This is a genomic window from Cellulomonas triticagri, assembly GCF_003696205.1.
GTDB lineage: Bacteria > Actinomycetota > Actinomycetes > Actinomycetales > Cellulomonadaceae > Cellulomonas > Cellulomonas triticagri.
The window spans coordinates 34005-57621 of sequence record NZ_RFFI01000006.1 but is presented as its reverse complement, the minus strand read 5'-3'; the positions used below and the strand labels follow the sequence as shown (position 1 = coordinate 57621).

Below are 23617 nucleotides of genomic sequence, written 5' to 3'. Positions count from 1 at the left end.
TCCCGCCCCGCCGGGCGCCCGGGCGCACCGCGTCGGCGTCGCCGCTGGTCGGGCGTCGTCACCGCCCTGGTCGTCGCCGTCGCGGTGGCCGTCCCGAGCGGCATCGCCTGGCGCGAGTCGCAGCGGGCCGCCGAGGCGCAGGCCCGCGCCGACCGCCTGACCACGGCGCTCGCGCAGCCCGGCGCCCAGGTGGTGTCCGCGGACGTGACGTCCGGCGGCAGCGCCGTGGCCGTCATCTCCGCCGACTCCGCGCTCGTCACCGCGAGCGGGGTCACGAACCCGCAGGACGGGCAGGTCTACCAGCTGTGGGTCATGCGCGACGGCGTGCCGCTGCCCGACGCCACGCAGCCGACCTCCGACGGCACCCTCGAGATCAGCACGGCGGCGTACCGCACGGGCGACGCGCTCGCCCTGACGGTCGAGCCGGAGGGCGGCTCCGAGGCCCCGACGTCCGAGCCGGTCGTCGTCCTCGCCCCGGCCTGACGCCCGGCCCACCCCGCGCCGTGCCTCAGGGCGCGGGGTGCGCCGTGCCGCGCGGGATGACCAGCGGGGTACCCGACAGCGGGTCCGGGATCACCAGGCACGGGAGGCCGAACACGTCCTCGACCAGGTCCGCCGTGACCACCTCCCCCGGGTCCCCCTGGGCGACGACCTCACCGCCCTTCATCACCACGAGGTGCGTCGCGTAGCGCGCGGCGTGGTTGAGGTCGTGCAGCACCGCGACCAGGGTCGCGCCGTCGCGGTGCAGCCCGGCGAACAGGTCGAGCAGCTCGATCTGGTGGGCGATGTCGAGGAACGTCGTCGGCTCGTCCAGCAGGAGGATGCCGGTCTGCTGGGCCAGCGCCATCGCGACCCAGACCCGCTGCCGCTGCCCGCCGGACAGCTCGTCCACGGGCACCTCGGCGAGGTCCGCGACGTGGGTCGCCGCCATCGCCGCCGCGACCGCCTCGCGGTCGGCCTCGGTCTGCTGCCGGAACAGGTTCTGGTGCGGGTACCGCCCGCGCGCGACGAGGTCGCCGACCGTGATGCCCTCGGGCGCCAGCGCGGACTGCGGCAGCAGGCCGACCCGGCGGGCGACCTCCTTGGTCGCGATCCGGTGGATCGACTCCCCGTCGAGGACGACGTCGCCCGCGCTCGGGCGCAGCAGCCGCGCGAGCGACCGCAGCAGGGTCGACTTGCCGCACGCGTTCGGCCCGACGACGACCGTGAACGAGTCGTCGGGGATCGTCACGCTCAGGCCGGTCGACACCGTCTTCCGGTCGTAGCCGAGCGTCACGGCGTCGGCCCGCAGCCGTCCCGTCCCTGGGTTCACCATCGCCGTCGCGCCTCCTGCACGATCAGGGCCAGCAGGTACGCCCCGCCGAGCACCACGGTCACCACGCCGACGGGCACCGCCGTCGGCAGCACGTGCTGCGCGATCATGTCCGCGCCGAGCAGCACCAGGCCGCCGGTGAGCGCGGACGCCACCAGCGGCAGGCCCGGCGACCCCGCGAGGCGCCGAGCGATCTGCGGCGCGGACAGCGCGACGAACGCGATGGGCCCGGCGGTCGCCGTGACGGTCGCGATCAGCGCAACACCCAGCACGACGACCACGAGCCGCGACCGCTCGACGCGCAGGCCGTGCGCCCCGGCGGCGTCGTCGCCGAGCTCGAGCTGGCGCAGCGGCCCGCTCGCGGCGCAGACCAGCGGGGTCAGCACGGCCAGCACCACGAACGCCGGGACGGCCTGCGACCAGCCCGTCAGCGCGATGGATCCCGCGCCCCAGATGGACGCCGCCATCGCGACCTCGGTCTCGGCGCGCAGCAGCAGCCACACGTTGACGCCGTGCAGCATCCCGGTGACGCCGATGCCGACGACGATGAGCCGGAACCCTTGGACCCCGTCGCGGTACGCCAGCAGGTAGACGACGAAGGCGGTGGCGAGCCCGGCGAGCAGCGCCCCGGCCGACACCCCGAGCACGCCCGTGCCGAGCACCGTCGTCACGACGAGCACGCCGGTGTACGCGCCGGTGGAGAACCCGATGACGTCCGGGGAGCCGAGCGGGTTGCGGGTCAGCGACTGGAACAGCGCCCCGGAGACGCCGAGCGCGGCCCCGAAGACCAGCGCGACGACCACGCGGGGCAGCCGCCAGCCGGTGACGACGGTGGTCGCGAACCCCTGGTCGCTGACGAGCGCCCGCACGACCTCCGGGACGCTCAGCGGGTAGTCGCCGAGCCCGAGGGCCAGCAGCGCGAGCAGCAGGGCGGCGACGGCCAGCGCGGCGGTGGTCAGCGGGCCGCGGCGGACCCGCACGCCGGCGCGGGCGGGCGCGGGGGCGTGGGCGGGCGCAGGGGCAGTCACAGCCCGCTCGCCTTCCGTCGGCGCACCAGCGCGATGAGCACCGGCGCACCGACGAACGCGGTCACGACCCCGACCGGCAGCTCCCCCGGCCAGAGCAGCACGCGAGCGGCGACGTCGGCCAGCAGCACCAGGACGGGCCCGGCGAGCGCGGACGCCCCGAGGATCCACCGCTGGTCCGGGCCGACCAGCCACCGCACGATGTGCGGCACCATCAGGCCGACCAGCGTGATCGGTCCGGCCATGGCCGTGGCGCCGCCCGCGAGCAGCGTGATCGCGACGACCGCGAGCACCCGCGTCCGGGCCACCGACGCACCGAGCGCCGTCGCGAGGTCCTCGCCGAGCCCGAGGGTGTTGAGGGAGCCCGCCACCAGCCCGGCGAGCAGCAGCCCCACGAGCACGAACGGCAGCACGGGCAGGATCACCGACCAGCCGCGGGACTGCAGCGACCCGGACTCCCAGGTCAGCAGGACCGCGAACCGCTCCTGGTCGGCGAGCCGCAACGCGCCCACGACGCCGGTCAGCACCGCCGACAGCGCGACGCCCGCGAGCGTGAGCTGCACCGGCCCGGCGTTGGACCGGCCCGCCGAGCCCACCAGGTACACCGCGAGCGTCGCCAGCAGCGCCCCCGCGAACGCGAACCACACGTACCCGGACGGCCGGGTGACGCCGAGCAGCACGACCCCCATCGCGACGGCGAACGCCGCACCGCTGGTCACGCCGAGGATGCCCGGGTCCGCGAGCGGGTTGCGGGTCAGCGCCTGCATCAGCCCGCCCGCGACCGCGAGTCCCGCGCCCACCAGCACGGCGATCACGGTGCGCGGCAGCCGCAGCCCGACCACGGCCGCGCGGTCCGCGGCGGGCACCGCCTGGTTGGTCAGCGCGCCCCACACCGTCGGCAGGTCCACCGGCCGCGACCCGACCGCGAGGCTGAGCGCGAGCGCGGCCACCAGCAGCCCCACGAGCAGCAGCAGCGCGCCGGCGCGTCGGGTCGCTGCGGACGTCCGCACGCGCACCGGAGCACCGACGGCGGTCACCCGGGGTACCTGCGCGTCATGAGGCTAGGCTAACCTTCCGAACGATCCGCCCTGTCGCCGCGCCGTCGCGCGCACGGGCCCCTCCACGAAAGGTCTTCGATGAAGTCCATGCGTGTCGCCGCCGGCCTCGCCGCGGTCGCCGTCCTGACGCTCAGCGCCTGCTCCAGCACCGACGACTCCGGCGCCGGCTCGGGCGAGACTACCCCCGCGGGCGGCTCCGGCACGTCCGCCGAGGGCACCTTCCCGGCCACGGTCGAGACCAAGTTCGGCGAGGTCACCGTCGAGTCCCGCCCCGAGCGCGTCGTCGCCCTGGGCTGGGGCGACGCCGAGACCGCCCTGTCGCTCGGCTACCAGCCCGTCGGCGCGTCCGACTGGCTGGCGTTCGGCGGCGACGGCGTCGGCCCGTGGGCCGAGGGCCAGTACGACGAGTCCCCGGAGATCATCGAGACGCTGGAGCCGTCCTACGAGGCCATCGCGGCCCTGGAGCCGGACCTGATCCTCGACGTGAAGTCCTCCGGCGACCAGGACCGCTACGACCGCCTGTCCGAGATCGCCCCGACCGTGGGCGTCCCCGAGGGCGGCGACTCCTACCTCACCACCGGGCAGCAGCAGCTCGAGCTCATCTCCACCGCTCTCGGCGTCCCGGAGAAGGGCGAGGAGCTCGAGGCGCAGCTCGAGGACACCTTCGCGGCCGCCCGCGACGCGCACCCCGACTGGGACGGCAAGACCATCGCCGCGGCGACCCGCACCTCCGAGGGCTGGGGCGCGTACATCGAGGGCGGCGACCGCGTCGACTTCCTCCAGAACCTCGGCTTCGTGCAGTCCCCGACGATCGCCGACCTGCCGGTCTCCGCGTCCGGCTTCAGCGTCGACATCTCCTCCGAGCAGCTCGACCTGCTCGACGCCGACCTGATCGTCGCGTTCCCGATCTACATCGACACCGCCGAGATCACCGACGACCCGCAGTGGCAGGCCATCCCCGCCGTCGCCGACGGCCGCGCCGTGGTCATCGACGGCGACCTGTCGTCCGCCTACTCGCTCGGCACCATCGGCGCCCAGCAGTACGCGCTCGACAACCTGGTCCCGCTCATCGAGGACGCGCTCGGCTCCTGAGCCGCAGCACCGCACGCCCGCGGGGGCGTCGCCCGGCCCTCACCGGCCGAGCGGCGCCCCCGTCAGGCGTTCCAGGGCCTCGCGGTAGCGGTCCTGGGTGCGGGCCACGACGTCGGCGGGCAGCGCCGGGGGCGCCACGTCGCCCGCACGGTCCCAGCCCGACGCGGGCGAGGTGAGCCAGTCCCGCACGAACTGCTTGTCGAAGCTCGGCTGCGCGCGCCCGGGCTCCCAGCCGTCCGCGGGCCAGAACCGCGACGAGTCCGGCGTCAGCACCTCGTCGCCGAGGGTCACCTCGCCGGTGGTCGGGTCGATCCCGAACTCGAGCTTGGTGTCCGCGAGGATCACGCCCCGGTCCCGCGCGACCGCCTCCGCCCGGGCGTACACCGCCAGCGTGAGGTCCCGCAGCTGCTCGGCGCGCTCGCGCCCCAGCAGCGCGACGACGTGCTCCAGCGGCACGTTCTCGTCGTGCTCGCCCAGCTCGGCCTTGGTCGCGGGCGTGAAGATCGGCTCCGGCAGCCGGGACCCGTCGACCAGGCCGTCCGGCAGCGCGATCCCGGTGACCGAGCCGGACTCCCGGTACTCGGCCAGGCCCGACCCGGTCAGGTACCCGCGCGCCACGCACTCCACCGGGAACATCTCGAGCCGGCGGCACACCATCGCCCGCCCCAGCACCGCCTCGGGCACCTCCGGGGCGTCGGCGCTGACGACGTGGTTCGGCACCAGGTCGGCGAGCTGGTCGAACCACCACAGGCTCAGGCGGGTCAGCACCGCGCCCTTGCCGGGGATGCCCGGCTCGAGGACGTGGTCGTAGGCGCTCACCCGGTCGCTCGCGACGACGAGGACGACGTCGCCGTGGGCCTCGGCGACCGCGGCACCGGCCTCCTGCGTGGTGTCCGGGACGTAGAGGTCACGGACCTTGCCGGAGTAGGTGTGCGTCCAGCCGGGCAGCGCGGGTGCGGTCATGCGCCCATCCTGCCGCAGGTCGGGCCGCCCGCGGTGGACGGCCCCGGGGCCGGACCGGGACGCCGTGGCATGCTCGCGGGCATGGAGCTCCCCGTCGCCTGGTCCGTGGTCCTGCTCGTCGCCGGTGCGTGGAGCCTGCTCGTCTGGCCGCAGTTCGGCCGCCGCATCGTCAAGGACCCGCGCTCCCGCGACGCGCAGGGTCGCCCGACGCGGTTCCTCACCGTGCACGTGGTGCTGATCTCGGTGTCGATGCTCCTGGGCGCAGCGACGGCGCTGGTGGGCGTGCTGGCCCTGGTCTGAGGCTCGTCAGCCGCGCGCGGCCGCCTCGGCGATGTCGCCGCGGTGGTGCGCGTCGGCGAGGTCGATCCGGGCCACGCCCGCGTAGGCCGCGTCCCGGGCCGCCCCGAGGTCCCCGCCGGTGCCGACCACGGACAGCACCCGTCCGCCCGCGGACAGCACGGCCCCGTCGGCCCCGGCGGCGGTGCCCGCGTGCAGCACGTGCACGTCCGGCAGCGCGTCGGCGTCCGCGAGCCCGCCGATCACGTCGCCGGTGCGCGGCGCCTCCGGGTACCCGGCCGACGCGACGACGACCGTGACGGCCGCGTCGTCCCGCCAGCGCAGCGACGGCAGGTCCGCCAGCGTCCCGGTCGCGGCGGCGAGCAGGACGGCCGCGAGCGGCGTCTCCAGCCGCGCCAGCACGACCTGGGTCTCCGGGTCGCCGAACCGCGCGTTGAACTCCACGACGCGCGTGCCGCGGCTGGTCAGCGCGAGGCCGCAGTAGAGCACCCCGACGAAGGGCGTGCCGCGCCGGGCCATCTCGTCCACGGTCGGCTGCGCGACCTGCGCGACGACCTCGTCCACCAGCCCGGCGGGCGCCCACGGCAGCGGGCTGTACGCGCCCATGCCGCCGGTGTTCGGGCCGGTGTCGCCGTCGCCCACGCGCTTGAAGTCCTGCGCGGGCACCAGCGGCACCACGTGCGTGCCGTCGGACAGCACGAACAGCGACACCTCGGGCCCGTCGAGGTAGTCCTCGACCACCACGCGACCGCCCGGCTTGTCCAGGCACGCGAGGGCGTGCGCGAGCGCCGCGTCCCGGTCCTCGGTGACGACGACGCCCTTGCCCGCGGCGAGGCCGTCGTCCTTGACGACGTAGGGCGCGCCGAAGGTGTCCAGCGCCGGACCAGCCTCGGTCGCGTCGGTGACGACGACCGGGTCGGCGGTGGGCACGCCCGCGGCGGCCATGACCTCCTTGGCGAACGCCTTCGAGCCCTCCAGCCGCGCGGCGGCGGCGCTGGGCCCGAACACCGGGATCCCGGCGGCCACGACGGCGTCCCCGACGCCCGCGACCAGGGGCGCCTCCGGGCCGACCACGACGAGGTCGGCGCTCAGCGACGTCGCGAGCGCGGCGACCGCGGCCCCGTCCAGCGGGTCCACCGCGTGCAGGGTCGCGAGCGCGCCGATGCCCGGGTTGCCGGGCGCGGCGTGCAGCCCGGTGACCGCGGGGTCGCGGGACAGGGCGAGGACCAGGGCGTGCTCACGGGCGCCGGTGCCGACGACGAGGATCTTCACGCCGCCGACCCTACCGACTCCCCCGCGCGCCGCCCGCGCCCGTCTCAGCCCAGCAGGTCGTGGATGGTCACGGTGGCCTCGCGGCCCGGTCCCACGCCGACGGCCGAGATCCGGCAGCCCGAGATCTCCTCCAGGTGCGCGAGGTACCGCTGCGCGTTCACCGGCAGGTCGGCGAGCTCGCGGGCGCCCGAGATGTCCTCGGTCCAGCCGTCCAGGTACTCGTACACCGGCTTCGCGTGGTGGTAGTCGCTCTGGTCGTCCGGCATCTCGTCGAACCGGCGGCCGTCCACGTCGTACGCCACCGCCACGGGGATCTTGTCCCGGCCGGTCAGCACGTCGAGCTTGGTGACGACGAGGTCCGTCAGCCCGTTGATGCGCGACGAGTACCGCGCCACGACCGCGTCGTACCAGCCGGTGCGGCGCGGCCGCCCGGTGGTCGTGCCGAACTCGCCGCCGGTCTGGCGCAGCCACTCGCCGTCCTCGTCGAACAGCTCCGTCGGGTACGGGCCCTCGCCGACGCGGGTGGTATACGCCTTGGCGACGCCGACGACGCGGTCGATGCGGGTCGGGCCGATGCCGGAGCCGGTGCACACGCCGCCTGCGGTCGCGGAGGACGACGTCACGAACGGGTAGGTGCCGTGGTCGACGTCGAGCATCGTCGCCTGCCCGGCCTCGAACACCAGGGTCTTCCCGGCGTCCAGCGCCTGGTTCAGCACCAGCGGGGTGTTCGCGACGTACGGGCGCAGGCGCTCGGCGTAGGACAGCAGGTCCTCGACCGTCTCCTCGACCGTGATCGCGCGGCGGTTGTAGACCTTCACCAGCAGGTGGTTCTTCTGGTCGAGGGCGCCCTCGACCTTCTGCCGCAGGATGTTCTCGTCGAACAGGTCCTGGATGCGGATGCCCACCCGGTTGATCTTGTCGGCGTACGCGGGGCCGATGCCGCGGCCGGTCGTGCCGATCTTCCGCTTGCCGAGGAACCGCTCGGTGATCTTGTCGACCGTGCGGTGGTAGGGCGCGATGACGTGCGCGGCGGACGACACCAGCAGGCGCTCGGCCGAGACCCCGCGCGCCTCCAGCGCGTCGATCTCCTCGAACAGCACCTCGATGTCGATGACGACGCCGTTGCCGATCACCGGGACCACGCCGGGCGACAGGATGCCGGAGGGCAGCAGGTGCAGGGCGTACTTCTCGCCGTCGATGACGACGGTGTGCCCGGCGTTGTTGCCGCCGTTGAACTTCACGACGTAGTCGATCCGCGAGCCGAGCTGGTCGGTCGCCTTGCCCTTGCCCTCGTCGCCCCACTGGGTCCCGAGCACCACGACGGCAGGCATCTGATCACCACTCCCTGGCCCACCCGGCGACGGCCCGTCCGCGGTGGCTCGGGCACGGGGCCCGGTCGCGGGAGGTCGGGGCACCGGGCGGCAGGCGACCCCGGTACCTCCGGGAGTTTACGCCAGGCACCTGCCGCGCGTCCGGGCGCCACCCCCGTGGGTAGGGGGTGACGTCCCGGCTCAGACGCTCAGCGGAGCTCGGCGACCTCGGCGGCCGACGTGCCCGAGTCCAGCAGGAACTGGGTGCAGCGCTCGGCCTCGTCGTCCTCGCCGATGGCCTCGGCGGCCTCGGCCAGGGCCAGCAGCGCGCGCAGGAACCCCTGGTTGGGCTCGTGGGCGGCGGGGACCGGGCCGCGGCCGCGCCACCCCGCGCGCCGCAGCGCGTCCAGCCCGCGGTGGTAGCCGGTGCGGGCGTACGCGTAGGCCGCCACGGGGTCGCCGACGTCGCGCAGCGCCGCCTCCGCCAGCAGCGCCCACGCCAGGCTCGACGCGGGGACCTCGCGCGCGGCGTCGCGGGGCTCGCTCCCCCCGGACAGCAGCGCGCGCGCGTCGGCGTCGGCGCCCGGGGGCAGCAGGGTGGGCTCGGGCTCGAGCAGGTTCGGACCGGTCATCCGCCCAGTGTCGCAGCCGGGCTCCGCGTGCGTCCCGCCGGGCCGGTGGTTACAGTCGTCCAGCCCCTGCAGGTCCTCCTCGGAGATGCCCATGATCGAGATCGCCACCTCGGCCGCGACGACGACGCTCGTCATCGGCGGGGATCTCGACCTCGCGGAGCGGGACCAGTTCCCCGAGATCGCCGCGCGCGTGGTCGGGCTGCGGCGCCAGCTGCTGGTCATCGACATGTGCGACGTGACCTTCATGGACTCCACCGGCGCGGCGTTCCTCATCTCGCTCGCCGACGCCAGCCGCAAGCGCGGCGGGGCGACCGTCCTGCGCGGCGCGGACCCGCGGGACCTGTTCGTGCTCGAGATCTGCGGCGCTCTGGAGCTGTTCCGCATCGACACGGACCACCGCTGCGCGGGCGAGGCGGACGACGCCGCGACGGCGGCCGGTCAGGACGCGACGACGCGCGCCTGACGCCACGCACCCGCTAGGGAGCGACTACTCCATTGCCACCTAACTGAGTGCCGTTCAGCACTCAATACGGCGGCAGATCGCCCCTCGATTGCCGCCGTAATCTGCGCAATCGCCACTCAACACCCCTACGTAGTTCTGCGTAGGCCGTTGGGTGCTGCACGGGAACCCGTTGACTCTTCCACGAGCGAACCGCGCAGCACGACACGCTCCGGAGCACCAGGCCCCGCGACATGGGGCGACAGCTGACCGGGCACCGCGTACCCGCTCCTCCCTGTTCAACAAACTCGAGAGGACACCACGGTGACCACGACCACCACCCCCCAGACGCAGGACTCCCGCAAGAAGAAGATCTGGACCGTCGTCGGCGTCGGCGCGCTCGCCGCTGCCATCGCCGGTGCGGGCGCCGTCTCCATCCTGAACACCACGATCGGGGACAACCGCTTCAAGGCCGAGGTGCCGACCGAGGGCGAGGGCGTCACGCGGGGCGTGCACCTGGCCATCGCCGGTCAGGAGTTCGACGAGACGTTCGACGCGATCACCGCCAACCGCCAGTACCAGCGGGAGTGGGTCCTGACGAACAGCGGCCCGGACACGGGGACCTTCGACGGGGAGTTCACGAACTTCTCCCAGCTCGACGCGGCCCTCGGCGACGCCCTGACCATCGAGTACCAGGTCACGGGCGACGGCATCGACACCGGCTTCGTCCCCGCCGGCACGCTCGCGAGCGGCGCCTCGTTCGCCGACGCCACCGGCATCTCGACGATCGACGGCAACGAGACCCTCACGATCACCGTCCGGGTCACTCTCGTCGACCCCACCGTGCTCGGCACCACCCCCGAGGGCGACGACCCGGTGACGCTGAACGTGGCCGGCGACTTCGTCGTCAGCTACACCAACCCGTTCGGCGTCTGACACCGCCCGGCCGACCCACCGCACACCACGTCGACAGGAGATCCACCGTGACCGACGACGCCACCCGCACCGGGTACGCCGCCCACGGTGGCCCCCCTGGCCCGGACCGGCCGGAGCGTCGCCACCCGGCTGCTCCCGGCCGGGCCCGGGGCGCGGGTCCCGCCGCCCACGCGGCTGCGGGGCTCGCGCTCGCCGGCCTGGTCGTCGCGGGGGTCGCCGGTGCGGCGACCCCCGCGGTCGCCGCACCGGACGGCCCTGTGGTCACCATCTCCGGCGACCCGCTCGTCCACACCTTCGACACCGAGGTCCCGGGCGACGCGGTCACCGGCACCTGGACCGTCAGCACCACCGCCACGCACCCGGTGCCGTTCAGCGGCACCCTGCGCGCCGACGCACCCGACCCGCTGGCGGACGCCCTGGCCGTGCAGTACGGCGAGGTCGGCGCCGACGGCAGCGTCTCCACGTGGCACGACGCGGGCACGCTCGCCGAGCCGGTGGCCTACGCCGCCGCCGTCCCGACCGCGACGTCCGTCTCCGCCGCCAGCCCCCTCACGATCCCCGTCCGCGTCTCGCTGCCCGACCCGTCCGCGCTCGTGGGCGACCCCGGGCAGCCCCTCGACGTCACGGCGACCTTCACCGTCACGCACCTCGACCCCGGCGCCGGCGGCACCCCCGCGGTCACCGACCCCACCGCACCCGGCCAGGCAGGTCCCGGCCCCCGTGGGGTCCTCGCGATCACCGGGCCCACGGGCTGGTTCGCCCTGCTGGCCGCCGCGCTGGTGGCCGCCGGCATCACCACCCGCCGCCGCGCCCGCCGCAGCGCGGCCACCCTGCCGACCCCGTCGGCCGACATCCCCTGACCCCGTCCGACCCACCGCACCCGACCCGGAGGTGAGACCGTGCTCCGCACCTTGCCCACGCGCCCCACCCACCCCGTGCTCGGCGCGCTCCTGGCAACCGTCCTGGGCCTGACGCTCGGGCTGTCCCCGGCCGCAGCGCCCCCCGCCCACGCAGACCCCGTGCCCGCGAGCGAGCCGGACGACGCGACCTCGACGCCCGAGGAGGCTGAGGAGGCTGAGGAGGCTGAGGAGGCTGAGGAGGCTGAGGACGAGTCGTCCTGGGTCGAGGAGCCGGAGGCTCCGGCCGAGGGTGACGAGTCGTCGGAGACGACGGACGGCTCCCCGTTCCGGATCCAACCCGAGGACGTCATCGTCCCGGAAGGGGAGGTCATCCTCATGCGGACCACCGTCCTCAGCCCGTTCGACGGCCTGGTCACCTGGGAGGTGTCGACGGACGACGGCCACAGCTGGCGGGCGAGCACGACCGGACCGGCCACGGTGCTCGCCGGCCGCCTCACCCCGGCGGTCCTGACCGTGAACGCACAGCTGGGTGCCACCGTGACCCGGAACGGTGAGCACCGCCGTGCGGTGCTCACCTACGTCGACGACGTCGGCGAGACCCACGTCCTGCGTTCCTCCAGTGCGACCATCACGGTCACCCCTCGCGCCGTCCAGGTCTCCGCGCAGCCGGAGAGCCAGTCGGTGGTCGCCGGGACTCCCGTGCGGTTCCACGCGGAGAGCACCGGCACGACCTTCCCCACCGAGGTGAAGTGGCAGGTCTCCACGGGCCTCGTGGACGCCGCCGGCGAGCCGCTCTGGACGTACCTCGCCGGCGCCGACAGCGACACCCTCGATCTCGGGCAGGCCAGCATCGCCATGGACGGGCGGTGGTACCGGGCTCGATTCGACAACGGATCGCCGGACGCCCCGGACGGCGTCTACACCGAGCCCGCCCGGCTGCGCGTCGCCTACGCCCTGCCGGCCGCGACCGGTGGAGCCGCACCGACCCAGAGCGCCGCTCTGACGGTGCGCGACACCGTCCGGTCGTACACCGGACCGCTCGAGGTCCACGCCCCCGCCGGCACCCGCATCACCGACGTCGGCACCGACGACGGCTCGACGCCGCCCACCGTGGCCATCGCGGAGGACGGCCGGAGCGCGGTCGCCGGGTCTGCGCGGTGGGGCCTCGGCGCCGCCGGGATCGTCGTCACCCTCGAGGTGGACGGCGACCAGCAGCCGGGTGCCGTGCTCGACGGCGGTACGGCCCGGATCCTGCGCGCCGACGGGTCGGTCCTCGCCGAGTCCGCGCTCTCGGTCGCGGTGCTCGGCGTCCCCGAGGTCACGGTCCAGCCGATCTCGAGGTCCGCGCTCGAGGGCCAGGACGTCGCGTTCGAGGCGGTCGCCACGGGCGTGCCCTCGCCGACCGTCCAGTGGCAGGTCTCGACCGACGGGATCGCGTGGACCGATCTGCCGGGCGAGACCGGGACGACGCTCGCACTGGACCGGGTGACCACCGCGCAGGACGGCTCGTCGTACCGGGCGGTCTTCACCAACACCGCGGCACCCGGGGGCGTCCCCTCGGACCCGGCCACGCTGCGGGTGCGGCCCGTCACGCCCCTGCACCTGACCGTGACCCCGAGGGTCCAGGTCGTCAGCAGGCTCCCGGCCTGAGAGCACGACGCACCGCGCACGACGACAGCAGGCCCTCGGTCCAGCCGGACCGAGGGCCTCGTCGTGCCAGACCCCGGTCGGGGCACGACGTCGACGCGTCAGTGCGTGGCGCGCGGCTCGTCCTCGCCGCCCGGGTCGCCGGCCTCCGCGTGGTCGTCCGCGCCGGCCACGACCGCGCCGTCCGCGCGCCGCCGCAGCGGGAGCAGGAGGAGAAGCAGCGCCGCACCGCCGAGGACGACCCGGCCGACCACGGACTGGGTGAACTGGAAGGCGTCCGCCATCGGGCCGGTGAGCGCGAACCGGGGAGTGCCCCGCACCGCGTCCTGGCTCACCGGCCGCGGGTCGCGCTCCTCGTTGCCGTCGCCCTGCAGCCACGCCGTCCCGTCGTCGAGCGGCTCGACGACGCGGTGCACGTACACGGGCGCGTCCTCGGCCGGTTCCGCGCCGGCGCTGAACGCCACGACGACGATCTCGCCGGTCCGGGTGAGCTCGGCTCCGTCGGGCTGCTGGACGACGAGGACGTCACCCACCTGGTAGGTGGGCGTCATGGAGCGCCCCTCGACGGTGAGGTAGAAGTCGCCGGTCGCGACCCGCCAGACGAGCGGCCCGGCGAGGGCCACCAGCAGCAGCGCCGCCACGACCCGGGCGAGCACGCGGACAGTCGTCATCTCGGTCGTCCCCCTACGGTCTCGGCTGCTCGGGCGGCGGGACCATCGTCACCGGCCGCGACCCCAGTACAGCAGCGGGCACGGCACCCACCCACCGGCGGCGCGCCCCTACGCAGCACCAGCGACGTGTGGTCCCTCCCGTCGTCACACCGGGTCCGTCCCCCGGGTCCCGGCGGCGGAGCCGTCCGGTCCGGCAGCCGGGTGCACCCGCGCCCAGACGACCTTTCCGCCCCCGGACGGCCGCCACCCCCAGTCGGCGAGTCGCTCCACGATCCGCATCCCGAACCCGCCGATACGCCCCGGGTGGCCCTCGGTCGCGACGGGCGGCGTCGGGTTGGAGTCCTCCACCTCGATACGCAGGCCCTCGCCGGTGTCGTGCAGCCGCAAGGTCACCCGTCCCCAGCCGTGCAGCACCGCGTTGGCGACCAGCTCGGACACCACGAGCTCGGCGTTCGCCGCGTCCCCGAGGTCCCACGCGTGGCAGGTGCGGACGACCGCGTGCCGGGCCCGGGCGATGGAGGACGGCTCGCCCGGCAGCTGCCAGCGGCGGCTGCGGACGTTGCCTGCGTGCCCCGAGGCGTCCACCAGGTCGGGGATCCGGACGACGACGACCGCGACGTCGTCCTCCGGGCTGTCCGCGAGGCGTGCCAGCAGCTCCTCGCCGATGCCGGCGGCGTCCACGGCCGTCGCCCCCGCGGCGATCTCCCGCAGCGCCACGAGCCCGTCCAGCAGCGACCGGTCGCGGCGCTCGATGAGGCCGTCCGTGTAGTAGACCAGCACGTCACCCGGGTGCAGGTCCTGCGACGCCGTGGACCGGCGCCCGTCGCCGAAGCCGATGAGCGCGCCGCCCGCCGCGTCCAGCAGCGTCACCTCGCCCGCGCGCACCAGCAGCGCGGGCAGGTGCCCCGCGCGGGAGTAGTCCAGCCGCCACGTGGCGCACGCGCCGTCCGCGGGCACCGACCGGGTCAGGGTGCTGAGCACCAGTCCCGCCGACCGGGGGATGCGCATGCCACCGACCAGCGTGTCGACCCGCTCCAGCACCGGCCCGGGCTCGGTCACCTCGAACGCGTACGCGCGGACCACGGACCGCAGCTGCCCCATCGCGGCCGCGGCCTCCACGTCGTGCCCGACCACGTCGCCGATGACGATGCCGACGACGTCCGACGAGATCTGCACGACGTCGTACCAGTCGCCGCCGACCTGGGCGTAGACCACGTTCGGGGCGTAGTACGACCAGACGTCCAGCCCGTCGACCTCCGCCTGCTCGGGCAGCATCGCGCGCTGCAGCGTCTCGGCGACGCGGTGCTCCCGGGCGTACAGCCGGGCGTTCTCCATCGCGAGCCCGACCCGCCGGGCGGTCAGCGACAGGATCGTCCGGGTGCGCGCGTCCATGCCGCCGCGCACCGGCACCGGTGCGCCGAGCCCGCCGCGCGGGGGGACGGCGCCGGGGCGCGCCAGGACCACGAGCAGGCCGAGCACGCGGTGGCGGCCCGGCAGCGGCAGGACCGCGACGTGGTGGGGGTCCCCGCCGTCCGCGACGGCGTCGCCGAGCCGGTCGCGCAGGTCCGCGGCGAGCCACGCCGACACCGACCCGGCCTCGTGCGGTCCGTCGAGCGGCAGGTCGATCGGGAACGCCGCCCCCTCCCCCTCGCCGTCCAGCAGGCGCTGCACGGCGTCGGTCGGCGACGGCCGCCCCCGGCGCACGTACGCGGGCCGGGCCTGGCCACCCGCCGGGGGACGACGGCCGGCGGCGTGGGCGGCCCGGCGGTTGTCCAGGCCGTCGGCGGCCTGCAGCCCGTCGTCGTCCACGTAGAACCCCGCCCAGGCGACCACCCGACGGATGAGCAGCTCCGCGATGAGCTGCAGCCCGTACGGGTCGTCCAGGTCCATGATCAGGTCCGACACCGCGGCGATCAGCGCGAGGTCCTCGCTCTCGCGCCGGACCACCTCGACCTCCTGGGCGACCGCGGCGTCCCGGTCGACCTCGGCGGTGACGTCCACCAGCGCGGCGACCCAGTGCGTCGGCGTGTCGTCCGCGCCGCCCGCGATCGGTGTCACCACCGTGCGCGCCCAGAACCAGTCGTCGCCCGCGCGCCGCAGCCGCAGCAGGGCCGACGTGGGGCGGTCCGCCAGCACGGCCTCCCCGAGATGCCGCAGGCCGGAGCCGTCCTCCGCGGCCATCGCCACCAGCCCGGCAGCCGGTCCGGCGACGTCGTCCAGCGTCAGCCCCGTGGTGCGGGTGAACGCCTCGTTGACCCACACGACGGGCCAGTGCGGCGCCTCCGCGGTCGCGATGAGCACCGGCATGCCGACTACCTGGTCGATGACCCGGCGCAACCCGTCGAGGGCGACGTCGCCCCCGGAACCCGGCGCGGAGTTGACCACCACCGCCTCCGATCGTCTAGCGTTCCAGCATGTCCGGCGAAGCCACCCACCGGACACCGACACCCGGTACGGCCGACGCGGGCCGTCACCCGGAGGGAAGGGAGCATCGTGCGCGACGGTAACAGCACACCGCCGGGCGGGCTCGCCGGGGACCAGGGCGACCCGGACGCTTCGGCGCCGACGGTACCCGCTCCCCGCGAGGCACCGGGAGAGCCGGGCTCCGTCCACGTCATCCTGTCCCCCGACCGGACCACGATCGTGCTGTCCGGGGAGGTCGACGCGGACCTCGGGCCGGACCTCACGCAGGCGACCACCGACGCCGAGCAGGCCGGCGTGCCGATCGAGGTCGACGCCCACCACGTGACGTTCATGGACTCCTCGGGCGTGGCGTTCCTCGCCCGCCTCGCGAGCCGCACCCCGCATCGCGTGCGGCTGCTGCACGTCCCGCCCACCGTGCAGTTCCTGCTCGAGGTCACGCGGATCGGCGAGCTGCTCGACGTCGTCGAGGACGCGCCCCGCCAGGACTGAGCCCCGCGCTCCCGACGCACGGCCCACGACGCACGAGGGCCCGGTCACCGTCACGGTGACCGGGCCCTCGTCGTCTCAGGACCGCGGGGTCAGGAGAGCTTGTTGCCCGCCGAGCGCAGCTGCTGCGCGGCTTCGACGATGCGGGCGGCCATGCCGGCCTCGGCCAGCTTGCCCCAGGCGCGCGGGTCGTAGGCCTTCTTGTTGCCCACCTCGCCGTCGACCTTGAGGACGCCGTCGTAGTTGGCGAACATGTGGCCGACCACCGGACGCGTGAACGCGTACTGGGTGTCCGTGTCGATGTTCATCTTGATGACGCCGTTGTCGACCGCCTCGGCGATCTCCTCGGCGGTCGAGCCGGAGCCGCCGTGGAAGACCAGGTCGAACGGGTCGGTCTTGCCGATCTCCGCGCCGACGGCCTTCTGGATGTCCGCGAGGATCGACGGACGCAGCTTGACCGCACCCGGCTTGTACACGCCGTGCACGTTGCCGAAGGTCAGGGCCGTCAGGTAACGGCCCTTCTCGCCCGCACCGAGCGCGCGGACCGTCGCGAGACCGTCCTCCGCCGTGGTGTAGAGCTTCTCGTTGATCTCGGCCTCGTGGCCGTCCTCCTCGCCACCGACGACGCCGACCTCGATCTCGAGGATGGTGCGCGCGGCCTGCGACAGCTCGAGCAGCTCGGCCGCGATGACGAGGTTCTCGTCCAGCGGGATGTCGGAGCCGTCGAACATGTGCGACTGGAAGGTCGGGTTCTTGCCGGCCTTGACCTCCTCGGCCTCCAGGGCCAGGAGCGGACGGACCCAGGAGTCCAGGTTCTTCTTCACGCAGTGGTCGGTGTGCAGGGCGACGGTGATGCCGTAGCCCTTCGCGACCTCGGCCGCGTACGCGGCGAGCGCGCGGGTACCGGCGACGCGGTCCTTGACCGTCGAGCCGGACGCGTACTCCGCGCCACCGACCGACACCTGCAGGATGCCGTCCGACTCCGCCTCGGCGAAGCCCTGCAGCGCGGCGGTGATGGTCTGGGAGGACGTGATGTTCACGGCCGGGTAGGCGAACTTGCCCGCCTTCGCCCGGTCGATCATCTCGGCGTACACCTCGGGGGTGGCGATCGGCATCGCAGCAGCTCCAAAGAAAGTGGGGTATCGCTATCGCACCAAGTCTGGCACGAGTCACGGGCCCCGCGTCCGGGACGTCCTGCCCACCGGACGCCGGGCGACCCTCAGACCGGCCCGGGCCCCGCGTGCCGGAGGGCCCACGCGTGCATCGCGATGGCCCCGGCCGCACCCGCGTTGATCGACCGCGTCGACCCGTGCTGCGTGATGTGCAGGACCGCCTCGGCGCCCGCCTGGGCCGCGGGCGTCAGACCCGTGGACTCCTGGCCGAGCAGCAGCACGCACGCCCGCGGCAGCGGGTACCCCTCGATCGGCACGGACCCGGGGACGTTGTCGATCCCGAGCACGGGCAGCGCCGTCCCGCCCTCCCCCGCGGTCGCCGCCCAGGCCAGCAGGTCGCCGACGTCGGGGTGGTGGTGCACGTGCAGGTACCGGTCGGTGACCATCGCACCCCGGCGGTTCCACCGGCGCCGACCGACGACGTGCACGCCCGCGACGTTGAAGGCGTTCGCCGTGCGGACGACCGAGCCGATGTTGAGGTCGTGCGCCCAGTTCTCGATCGCGACGTGCACGGGGTGCCGCCGGGTGTCGAGGTCGGCGACGACCGCCTCGACGGTCCAGTAGCGGTAGGCGTCGACGACGTTGCGCCGGTCGCCGTGGGCGAGCAGGTCGGGGTCGTACCGGGGGTCGTCCGGCCACGCGTCGGGGCCGCCCGGCCACGGGCCGACGCCGACCTCCTCGGGGTCGCGGGGCGCGTCGGGGACGGCCTGCCCGTCGTCCGTCACGGCGCCGGGTCCAGCGCCACGGTCAGCGCGTCCGCCGCCGCCCGTGCCCGGTCCAGGGCCTCGGGGACGTCGGTGCCGCGCGCCACGGTGACGGCGACACGCCGCCGTCCGGCGACGGCGGGCTTGCCGAACAGCCGCACCTGCGCGGTCGGGACCGCGAGCGCCGCGTCCACCCCGGTGAACCGCGGGACGCCCGTGCCCTCGGCGAGCACGGCGACCGACGCGGCCGGGCCGAGCAGGTCGACCGCCGGGACGGGCAGCCCGAGCACCGCGCGGGCGTGCAGCGCGAACTCGGACAGGTCCTGCGACGCCAGGGTGACGAGCCCGGTGTCGTGCGGGCGCGGGGAGACCTCGGAGAACAGCACCGTGTCGCCGACGACGAACAGCTCGACGCCGAACACGCCCCACCCGCCGAGGGCGTCGGTGACCTGCTTCGCGACCCGTTGCGCCTCGGCGAGCGCCGCGGCGGGCAGCGCCGCGGGCTGCCAGGACTCGCGGTAGTCGCCGTCCACCTGCACGTGCCCCACCGGGGCGCAGAACGTGGTGCCTCCGGCGTGCCGGACCGTCAGCAGGGTGATCTCGGAGTCGAAGCGCACGAAGCCCTCGACGATGACGCGCACGGCGCCGCCGTCGCCCGCCGTGGCGCGGCCCCCGGTCTGCGCGGCGGTCCACGCGGCGTCCAGGTCGTCGGCGGTGCGGACGACGGACTGCCCCTTGCCCGAGGACGACATCACGGGCTTCACGACGCACGGCAGGCCCACCTCGGCGGCGGCGGCGCGCAGGTCGGCGAGCGAGTCCACGAACCGGTAGGGCGACGTCGGCAGGCCGAGGTCCTCGGCGGCGAGGCGCCGGATGCCCTCGCGGTCCATGGTCAGGACGGTGGCGCGCGCGGTCGGCACGACCCGCACGCCGGTCGCCTCGACCTCGGCGAGCACGGCGGTGGCGATGGCCTCGATCTCGGGGACGACGACGTGCGGGCGCTCGGCGTCGAGCACCGCGCGCAGCGCCTCGGGGTCGAGCATGTCCACGACGTGCGAGCGGTGGGCGACCTGCATCGCCGGGGCGCCTGAGTACCGGTCGACGGCCACCACCTCGACGCCGAGACGCTGGAGCTCGATCGCGACCTCCTTGCCGAGCTCGCCGGAGCCGAGCAGCAGGACCCGGGTCGCGCCGGGGGTCAGGGGGGTGCCGAGGGTGCCGGGCCGTGCGGTCGTCATGCCCGCCATCCTCGCGCACCGGGAACCACCGGGAACCACCGGGAACCACCGGGAACCGACCGGGGTCCCGGGTCGCCGGTCGTACCCTGGGCCCCATGCCTGCGTCAGCCGCGCTCGCCGCGCTCGTCCCCGCCCTCGGCCCCCGGCCCGCGCTCCTGCCGGACTGGCTGGACGCGGAGCACCTGATCTCGTCCTTCGGGACCTACGCCCTCATCGGCATCGTCCTGGTGGTGTTCATCGAGACGGGTCTGCTGTTCCCGCTGCTACCGGGCGACTCGCTGCTGTTCACCGCGGGCGCTCTGGTCGCGCAGCAGGCGCTGGACTTCCCGCTGTGGCTGCTGTGCGTGCTGCTGTTCGCCGCCGCGTTCCTCGGGGACCAGGTCGCGTACCTGATCGGCAACAAGGTCGGGCCCCGGCTGTTCCGGCGACCCGACTCGCGGATCTTCAAGCAGCAGTACATCGACAACACCTACGCGTACTTCGACAAGTACGGCGGGCGCACGGTGATCCTGGCGCGGTTCGTGCCGATCGTCCGCACCTACGCCCCCGTGGCGGCCGGTGTCGGGAAGATGCGGTACCGCACCTTCGTCTCGTACAACCTCGTCGGCGCCCTGGTGTGGGGCGTCGGCGTGACGGTGCTCGGCTACCTGCTCGGCACCATCACGTTCGTCCGCGAGAACATCGAGGCGCTGGCGATCCTCATCGTGCTCGTCTCGGTGATCCCGGTCGCGATCGAGCTCTGGCGCGGACGGCGCGCCGCGCAGCGCGGCGACCTGACCGCCGAGGGCCGGGACAGCCGGTATGACGAGGCCGCGGAGCGTGCGGCCGTGGAGCGGAAGGCGTTCGACCGGTGACCACCCAGCGGCCCATCACCTCCTGGCTGTCCGACATGGACGGCGTGCTCGTCCACGAGGGCGTGGCCCTGCCAGGCGCCCCGGAGCTCGTCCGCGCCCTGCGCGACGGCGACCACCCGTTCCTCGTGCTGACGAACAACTCGATCTTCACGCCGCGCGACCTGCGCGCCCGGCTCGCGTCCTCCGGCATCGACGTCGCCGAGGAGTCGCTGTGGACCTCGGCGCTCGCCACGGCGCAGTTCCTCACCGACCAGATGCCCGGCGGCTCCGCGTACGTCATCGGCGAGGCCGGGCTCACGACCGCCCTGTACGAGGCGGGGTACACGCTGACGTCCGCGGACCCGGACTTCGTGGTGCTCGGCGAGACCCGCACGTACTCGTTCGAGGCCATCACCCGGGCGATCCGGCTCGTCCAGGGCGGCGCGCGGTTCATCGCCACCAACCCGGACGTCACCGGCCCCAGCCAGGAGGGCGACCTGCCCGCCACCGGCGCGGTCGCCGCGATGATCACCGCCGCCACCGGTCGGCAGCCCTACTTCGTCGGCAAGCCCAACCCGATGATGATCCGGTCCGCGCTCAACCGCATCGACGCGCACTCCGAGACGACCGCGATGATCGGCGACCGCATGGACACCGACGTCGTCGCCGGGATCGAGGCCGGGCTGCGGACGTTCCTGGTGCTCACCGGGTCCACGAAGGCCGAGGACGTCGCCCGCTACCCGTTCCGCCCGACCCAGGTCCTGGACTCGGTCGCGGACCTGGTCGACCGCGTCCCGGAGTGGGCGGTCACGCCCCCGGCGTGACCCGCGCCGAGTGCGCAGAACCTGGTCCGTGATGCGGCGTTCGTCCCACGGGTTCTGCGCACTCGGCGGGGACCGCGGGCGTGAGGCGGGCATGAGCCCGACGTCCCTGGTCCCGCCTCCCGACGGTCGAGACGATGGGGGGATGAGCCCCACCCGACCCGCGCGCGCCGGACGGCCCGGACCGGCGACAGCCAGGACCCCGGTCGCGCCCCGCCGTCGGCGCATCCCCCGGGCGTGGGTGCCGAACCAGCACGGCGCGTGGGCGATGGTCGTCACCCCGCCGCTGGTCGGGGCGCTCGTCGCCGGACCCCGCCCGGTGCACCTGCTGCTGCTCGTCGCGTGGCTCGCCGCGTACTGCACCTACTTCGCCGCGACGCAGTGGCTCCGGTCCGGCCGCAGAGCGCGCTACCGCACACCCGTGCTCGGGTACGCGGCGGCCACCGCCGTGCTCGGCGTCCCGCTGCTCGCGCTGCACCCGGCCCTGCTGCGCTGGGCGCCGGTGTACGCGCTGCTGCTGGCCGCCAGCCTGCGCTACGCCGCCCGGCGCGCGGACCGGTCGTGGGCGAACGACCTCGTGACGGTGCTCGCCGCCGGGCTGATGACGGTGGTCGCGGCGGGGCTGCCCGGCCCGGCACCGTCGGGGCTGCTCCCGCCGGGCGCCGACGACGGGCGCGCCTGGACCGCCGCCGCAGTGCTCACCGCGTACCTCGTGGGCACCGTGCCGTACGTGAAGTCGCTGATCCGCGAGCGCGGCGAGGCCCGGACGCGGCGGATCTCCACCGGGTACCACGCGGCGCTGCTGGCCGTCGCGACGCTGCTGGCCGTGACGGGAGCGGTGCCCGCGCCCGGGGGCGCCGGGCTGGCGGTCGTCGCGGCGGCGCTCCTCGCGCGCGCGGTCGTGGTGCCGCGGCGAGGTCGTCCCAGCCCCGCCGCGATCGGCGCGGGCGAGGTCGTCGCGACCGTCGCGGTGACGGTCGCGACGCTGCTCGCGGTCTGAGCGCGGACGCGCCCGCCGCGGTCGCGCGTCAGGCCAGGCCGAGGTCCGTCAGGTCGAACAGGTAGTGGTACGGCACACCCATCGCCTCGATCTTCTCCCGGGCGCCCGTGGCCCGGTCCACGATGACGGCGACGCCGCGCACGTCCGCCCCGGCCTCGCGGGCGGCCTCCAGCGCGGCGATCGGGGACCCGCCCGTGGTGGAGGTGTCCTCCAGGACGACGACGGGGCGGCCCGCGATGTCGGGGCCCTCGATGCGGCGCTGCATGCCGTGCGCCTTGGCCTCCTTGCGGACCACGAACGCGTCGAGGTCCTGGCCGCGCGACGCGGCGGCGTGCAGCAGGGCGGTGGCGACGGGGTCGGCGCCCAGGGTGAGCCCTCCGACGGCCTCGACCTCGGCGGTGCCGAGCCCGACCTCCTCCAGCCGGTCGAGCAGGACGTGCCCGATGAGCGGCGCGGCCCGGTGGTGCAGGGTCACGCGGCGCAGGTCGACGTAGTAGTCGGCCTCCCGCCCGGAGGACAGCGTGACCTTGCCGCGCACGACGGCCAGGTCGACGATGAGGTCGCGCAGCTGCTCGCGCGGGGTCGGGGACATCGCGGTGTTCACGCCCGCCAGGGTAGCGGGGCGGCCTACTCCCCGAAGCCGAGGGCGCGGCGCGGCTCGTTGAGCTTGCGCACCGCCGCGCGCGGCAGCACCCGCAGCAGGCCGGACCCGAGGCGGTAGCGCAGGCTCGGGGTGGAGATGACGACGCCGCGGCGCACGTCCGCGAGCGCCGTCGCGACGACGCGCTCGGGGCTGAGCCAGGCGATCTCCGGGACGTGCTGGTCGATGCCCGCGCGCTCGTGGAACTCGGTGTGCACGAGGCCGGGGCACAGCACGGTCGCGGTGACGCCGGTGCCGTGCAGCTCGGAGGCGAGGCCCTCGGTGAAGGTGCGGACCCACGCCTTGTGCGCGGAGTACGTGCCGGTGGCCGTCAGGGCCGCGACGGAGGCGACGTTGAGGACGGCCCCGCGCCCGCGGCGGACCATCGGCTCGACGGCCGCGCGGGACAGCACGAGCACGGCCCGGACCATGAGGTCGAGCGCGGCCTCCTCGCGGGCGAGGTCGCCGGTGACGAACCGCTGGTGCAGGCCGAGGCCGGCGTTGTTCACGAGCAGGCCGACGGGACGCTCGTCGGAGCGCAGCCGCTCGGCGACGCGCTCCAGGTCCGCGCGGTCGGTGAGGTCGGCGGCCAGGACCTCGGCGTGCACGCCCGCGGCGGCGCGCAGCTGCGCGGCCAGCCGCTCCAGGCGCTCGGCGTCCCGGGCGACGAGGACGACGTCGTGCCGGGCGGTCGCGAGCTGCCAGGCGAACTCCAGGCCGAGGCCGGCGCTCGCCCCGGTGATGAGTGCGGTTCCCATGCGCCTCACCCTACGGACCGCCCCGTC

Annotated in this window: 25 protein-coding genes; 11 read left to right on the top strand and 14 right to left on the bottom strand. The window is 75.0% G+C overall.

Annotation, left to right across the window (positions count from 1 at the left end; all coding sequences use genetic code 11):
• A partial coding sequence (locus EBM89_RS02145; protein ID WP_147463422.1) for an anti-sigma factor occupies window positions 1–483 on the top strand: 483 nt, incomplete at its 5' end.
• Window positions 484–508: 25 nt separating this feature from the next.
• On the opposite strand, the gene EBM89_RS02140 is transcribed toward EBM89_RS02145, so the two are convergent.
• From EBM89_RS02140 to EBM89_RS02130, 3 genes are read right to left on the bottom strand one after another with little or no spacing between them, the layout of a single operon-like run.
• Window positions 509–1315, bottom strand: coding sequence for an ABC transporter ATP-binding protein (locus tag EBM89_RS02140; RefSeq protein WP_122147810.1), 807 nt, complete (start codon window positions 1313–1315; stop codon window positions 509–511).
• Window positions 1309–2340: a FecCD family ABC transporter permease gene (locus EBM89_RS02135; RefSeq protein WP_122147809.1), complete on the bottom strand. Its 1032-nt coding sequence runs from the start codon at window positions 2338–2340 to the stop codon at window positions 1309–1311. The genes EBM89_RS02140 and EBM89_RS02135 overlap by 7 nt, the downstream gene beginning before the upstream one ends.
• Window positions 2337–3374: a FecCD family ABC transporter permease gene (locus EBM89_RS02130; RefSeq protein WP_233571480.1), complete on the bottom strand. Its 1038-nt coding sequence runs from the start codon at window positions 3372–3374 to the stop codon at window positions 2337–2339. Before EBM89_RS02130 ends, EBM89_RS02135 begins: the two co-directional genes overlap by 4 nt.
• Window positions 3375–3473: 99 nt before the next feature.
• Between EBM89_RS02130 and EBM89_RS02125 the strand changes: the two genes are divergently transcribed.
• A complete protein-coding gene (locus tag EBM89_RS02125; RefSeq protein WP_122147808.1) occupies window positions 3474–4487 on the top strand; it encodes an iron-siderophore ABC transporter substrate-binding protein in 1014 nt (337 codons plus the stop codon).
• Between the two features lie 39 nt (window positions 4488–4526).
• Here EBM89_RS02125 and EBM89_RS02120 read toward each other — a convergent pair whose 3' ends face one another.
• Entirely contained in the window at window positions 4527–5450 is a 924-nt protein-coding gene (locus tag EBM89_RS02120; protein ID WP_122147807.1) for a phosphoribosylaminoimidazolesuccinocarboxamide synthase, read from the bottom strand.
• 81 nt (window positions 5451–5531) lie between these two features.
• Between EBM89_RS02120 and EBM89_RS02115 the strand changes: the two genes are divergently transcribed.
• The gene (locus tag EBM89_RS02115; protein WP_122147816.1) at window positions 5532–5750 is read left to right on the top strand and encodes an SCO4848 family membrane protein; all 219 of its coding nucleotides are present in this window, start codon (window positions 5532–5534) and stop codon (window positions 5748–5750) included.
• A gap of 6 nt (window positions 5751–5756) precedes the next feature.
• Here the strand turns inward: EBM89_RS02115 and purD are convergent, their stop codons facing one another.
• The 3 genes from purD to EBM89_RS02100 all read right to left on the bottom strand — a co-directional run bounded on the left by purD (window position 5757) and on the right by EBM89_RS02100 (window position 8961).
• A complete protein-coding gene (gene purD / locus EBM89_RS02110; protein WP_122147806.1) occupies window positions 5757–7019 on the bottom strand; it encodes a phosphoribosylamine--glycine ligase in 1263 nt (420 codons plus the stop codon).
• 44 nt (window positions 7020–7063) lie between these two features.
• Window positions 7064–8350, bottom strand: a complete 1287-nt coding sequence (locus tag EBM89_RS02105; protein ID WP_122147805.1) for an adenylosuccinate synthase — start codon at window positions 8348–8350, stop codon at window positions 7064–7066.
• Between the two features lie 188 nt (window positions 8351–8538).
• The gene (locus EBM89_RS02100; protein WP_122147815.1) at window positions 8539–8961 is read right to left on the bottom strand and encodes a DUF3151 domain-containing protein; all 423 of its coding nucleotides are present in this window, start codon (window positions 8959–8961) and stop codon (window positions 8539–8541) included.
• A 91-nt stretch (window positions 8962–9052) separates the two neighbouring features.
• Between EBM89_RS02100 and EBM89_RS02095 the strand changes: the two genes are divergently transcribed.
• The 4 genes from EBM89_RS02095 to EBM89_RS02080 all read left to right on the top strand — a co-directional run bounded on the left by EBM89_RS02095 (window position 9053) and on the right by EBM89_RS02080 (window position 12846).
• Window positions 9053–9424, top strand: a complete 372-nt coding sequence (locus EBM89_RS02095) for an STAS domain-containing protein (RefSeq protein ID WP_122147804.1) — start codon at window positions 9053–9055, stop codon at window positions 9422–9424.
• A 300-nt stretch (window positions 9425–9724) separates the two neighbouring features.
• The gene (locus EBM89_RS02090) at window positions 9725–10336 is read left to right on the top strand and encodes a hypothetical protein (RefSeq protein WP_122147803.1); all 612 of its coding nucleotides are present in this window, start codon (window positions 9725–9727) and stop codon (window positions 10334–10336) included.
• A 47-nt stretch (window positions 10337–10383) separates the two neighbouring features.
• On the top strand, window positions 10384–11196 hold the full coding sequence (locus EBM89_RS02085; protein ID WP_122147802.1) for a hypothetical protein: 813 nt from the start codon (window positions 10384–10386) through the stop codon (window positions 11194–11196).
• A gap of 39 nt (window positions 11197–11235) precedes the next feature.
• Complete coding sequence (locus EBM89_RS02080; protein ID WP_122147801.1) at window positions 11236–12846, top strand: immunoglobulin domain-containing protein; 1611 nt, start codon at window positions 11236–11238, stop codon at window positions 12844–12846.
• 98 nt (window positions 12847–12944) lie between these two features.
• Here the strand turns inward: EBM89_RS02080 and EBM89_RS02075 are convergent, their stop codons facing one another.
• Both EBM89_RS02075 and EBM89_RS02070 read right to left on the bottom strand, forming a co-directional pair.
• The gene (locus tag EBM89_RS02075; RefSeq protein ID WP_122147800.1) at window positions 12945–13514 is read right to left on the bottom strand and encodes a S24 family peptidase; all 570 of its coding nucleotides are present in this window, start codon (window positions 13512–13514) and stop codon (window positions 12945–12947) included.
• Between the two features lie 144 nt (window positions 13515–13658).
• On the bottom strand, window positions 13659–15902 hold the full coding sequence (locus tag EBM89_RS02070) for a SpoIIE family protein phosphatase (RefSeq protein ID WP_233571479.1): 2244 nt from the start codon (window positions 15900–15902) through the stop codon (window positions 13659–13661).
• Window positions 15903–16007: 105 nt separating this feature from the next.
• Between EBM89_RS02070 and EBM89_RS02065 the strand changes: the two genes are divergently transcribed.
• Window positions 16008–16427 carry an STAS domain-containing protein gene (locus EBM89_RS02065; RefSeq protein ID WP_122147799.1) on the top strand — a complete coding sequence of 140 codons (420 nt, stop codon included), beginning with the start codon at window positions 16008–16010 and terminating at the stop codon, window positions 16425–16427.
• 89 nt (window positions 16428–16516) lie between these two features.
• Here EBM89_RS02065 and fbaA read toward each other — a convergent pair whose 3' ends face one another.
• The 3 genes from fbaA to purT form a co-directional block, all read right to left on the bottom strand.
• Window positions 16517–17539 carry a class II fructose-bisphosphate aldolase gene (gene fbaA / locus EBM89_RS02060; protein ID WP_122147798.1) on the bottom strand — a complete coding sequence of 341 codons (1023 nt, stop codon included), beginning with the start codon at window positions 17537–17539 and terminating at the stop codon, window positions 16517–16519.
• 104 nt (window positions 17540–17643) lie between these two features.
• The gene (locus EBM89_RS02055) at window positions 17644–18321 is read right to left on the bottom strand and encodes a TrmH family RNA methyltransferase (protein ID WP_122147797.1); all 678 of its coding nucleotides are present in this window, start codon (window positions 18319–18321) and stop codon (window positions 17644–17646) included.
• Window positions 18318–19538, bottom strand: a complete 1221-nt coding sequence (purT, locus tag EBM89_RS02050) for a formate-dependent phosphoribosylglycinamide formyltransferase (RefSeq protein WP_122147796.1) — start codon at window positions 19536–19538, stop codon at window positions 18318–18320. The genes EBM89_RS02055 and purT overlap by 4 nt, the downstream gene beginning before the upstream one ends.
• A 95-nt stretch (window positions 19539–19633) precedes the next feature.
• Here purT and EBM89_RS02045 point away from each other — a divergent pair, with 95 nt between their 5' ends.
• From EBM89_RS02045 to EBM89_RS02035, 3 genes are all read left to right on the top strand, one after another.
• The gene (locus EBM89_RS02045) at window positions 19634–20392 is read left to right on the top strand and encodes a VTT domain-containing protein (RefSeq protein ID WP_122147795.1); all 759 of its coding nucleotides are present in this window, start codon (window positions 19634–19636) and stop codon (window positions 20390–20392) included.
• A gap of 35 nt (window positions 20393–20427) precedes the next feature.
• A complete protein-coding gene (locus EBM89_RS02040; RefSeq protein WP_122147813.1) occupies window positions 20428–21195 on the top strand; it encodes an HAD-IIA family hydrolase in 768 nt (255 codons plus the stop codon).
• A gap of 142 nt (window positions 21196–21337) precedes the next feature.
• Window positions 21338–22192 carry a YwiC-like family protein gene (locus tag EBM89_RS02035; protein ID WP_122147794.1) on the top strand — a complete coding sequence of 285 codons (855 nt, stop codon included), beginning with the start codon at window positions 21338–21340 and terminating at the stop codon, window positions 22190–22192.
• 28 nt (window positions 22193–22220) lie between these two features.
• Here the strand turns inward: EBM89_RS02035 and pyrE are convergent, their stop codons facing one another.
• Window positions 22221–22784, bottom strand: a complete 564-nt coding sequence (pyrE, locus tag EBM89_RS02030) for an orotate phosphoribosyltransferase (protein WP_122147812.1) — start codon at window positions 22782–22784, stop codon at window positions 22221–22223.
• 35 nt (window positions 22785–22819) lie between these two features.
• A complete protein-coding gene (locus EBM89_RS02025; protein ID WP_122147793.1) occupies window positions 22820–23590 on the bottom strand; it encodes an SDR family NAD(P)-dependent oxidoreductase in 771 nt (256 codons plus the stop codon).
• Window positions 23591–23617: the final 27 nt, after the last annotated feature.

Bases quoted from the DNA above. Each gene is read 5' to 3' on its own strand.
- EBM89_RS02140 (WP_122147810.1), bottom strand. From the start codon at position 1,315: ATGGTGAACCCAGGGACGGGACGGCTGCGGGCCGACGCCGTGACGCTC.
- EBM89_RS02125 (WP_122147808.1), top strand. From the start codon at position 3,474: ATGAAGTCCATGCGTGTCGCCGCCGGCCTCGCCGCGGTCGCCGTCCTG.
- EBM89_RS02120 (WP_122147807.1), bottom strand. From the start codon at position 5,450: ATGACCGCACCCGCGCTGCCCGGCTGGACGCACACCTACTCCGGCAAG.
- EBM89_RS02115 (WP_122147816.1), top strand. From the start codon at position 5,532: ATGGAGCTCCCCGTCGCCTGGTCCGTGGTCCTGCTCGTCGCCGGTGCG.
- EBM89_RS02105 (WP_122147805.1), bottom strand. From the start codon at position 8,350: ATGCCTGCCGTCGTGGTGCTCGGGACCCAGTGGGGCGACGAGGGCAAG.
- EBM89_RS02100 (WP_122147815.1), bottom strand. From the start codon at position 8,961: ATGACCGGTCCGAACCTGCTCGAGCCCGAGCCCACCCTGCTGCCCCCG.
- EBM89_RS02095 (WP_122147804.1), top strand. From the start codon at position 9,053: ATGATCGAGATCGCCACCTCGGCCGCGACGACGACGCTCGTCATCGGC.
- EBM89_RS02075 (WP_122147800.1), bottom strand. From the start codon at position 13,514: ATGACGACTGTCCGCGTGCTCGCCCGGGTCGTGGCGGCGCTGCTGCTG.
- fbaA (WP_122147798.1), bottom strand. From the start codon at position 17,539: ATGCCGATCGCCACCCCCGAGGTGTACGCCGAGATGATCGACCGGGCG.
- purT (WP_122147796.1), bottom strand. From the start codon at position 19,538: ATGACGACCGCACGGCCCGGCACCCTCGGCACCCCCCTGACCCCCGGC.
- EBM89_RS02045 (WP_122147795.1), top strand. From the start codon at position 19,634: ATGCCTGCGTCAGCCGCGCTCGCCGCGCTCGTCCCCGCCCTCGGCCCC.
- EBM89_RS02040 (WP_122147813.1), top strand. From the start codon at position 20,428: ATGGACGGCGTGCTCGTCCACGAGGGCGTGGCCCTGCCAGGCGCCCCG.
- EBM89_RS02035 (WP_122147794.1), top strand. From the start codon at position 21,338: ATGAGCCCCACCCGACCCGCGCGCGCCGGACGGCCCGGACCGGCGACA.
- pyrE (WP_122147812.1), bottom strand. From the start codon at position 22,784: ATGTCCCCGACCCCGCGCGAGCAGCTGCGCGACCTCATCGTCGACCTG.
- EBM89_RS02025 (WP_122147793.1), bottom strand. From the start codon at position 23,590: ATGGGAACCGCACTCATCACCGGGGCGAGCGCCGGCCTCGGCCTGGAG.